Source organism: Luteolibacter pohnpeiensis, from assembly GCF_016595435.1.
Taxonomy (GTDB): Bacteria; Verrucomicrobiota; Verrucomicrobiia; order Verrucomicrobiales; family Akkermansiaceae; genus Luteolibacter; species Luteolibacter pohnpeiensis.
This window is the reverse complement of sequence record NZ_JAENIJ010000169.1, coordinates 1-635: the sequence shown is the minus strand read 5'-3', so window position 1 is coordinate 635 and position 635 is coordinate 1. Positions and strand designations below refer to the sequence as shown.

2 protein-coding genes are annotated in these 635 nt (G+C 51.7%); one reads left to right on the top strand and one right to left on the bottom strand.

Features of this window, described 5'->3' with window-relative positions; translation table 11 throughout:
* Positions 1–167: 167 nt before the first annotated feature.
* Positions 168–350 (bottom strand): hypothetical protein, encoded by a 183-nt coding sequence (locus JIN85_RS20800; protein ID WP_200274463.1) that lies wholly within the window; start codon positions 348–350, stop codon positions 168–170.
* A gap of 26 nt (positions 351–376) precedes the next feature.
* Between JIN85_RS20800 and JIN85_RS21535 the strand changes: the two genes are divergently transcribed.
* Positions 377–635 (top strand): hypothetical protein (locus tag JIN85_RS21535; protein ID WP_234047549.1); only part of this gene is annotated, 259 nt, incomplete at its 3' end.

Sequence of the window (635 nt, the reverse complement as noted above, 5' to 3'; positions counted from 1 at the left end):
GTTCCGCCGAGCTTGCGGGCAACTGCTTCCGCATCCTCCAATTCCTTCTGCGCGGTTTTCACCTTCTGCGCCAGATCGACGAATCCCTTGCTGCCTACCGGAAGATCCAGCAACTCCTTTTCCAGTCGTTGCAGCTCGGCAGTGAGCTGGTTAAGCCACTTCGTCCCTTACTTCGCTTCGGGGAGTTTCAGCTCATCTCCGGTTTCATCCGCAGCCGCGCCCACCTGATTCACCGCCGATGAAGTGTCATCTGCAGCATCCTTGACCTGATCCAGCGCCTTTTCCGCATCCTTTGCCCCCTTCGTGTCCGCCTGCGTCTCGAACCGGATTTCCACTTTCTTGTCAGCCATGCCACAATCGTCGGCAGGGCAAACCCATGAGGCGACTTGGCGGAGTGGTCCCTGCGATCAGCGAACCATCAACTATTCCTGATATTTTGGATCGTACGGTATATATCCAAGCTGCATATCCAACTCTCAAACCCACCCTGAAATCTTTGCGATCCAAGAATTCAGAGTTTCTGAACGAGATGCACAAAAAACTATTGATCAGCACGTTTCAAACCCCAATCATACACACCATTGACAATGAAATCGCGATATACAATATGGGTCAGAACGAATTATACTGTTCTG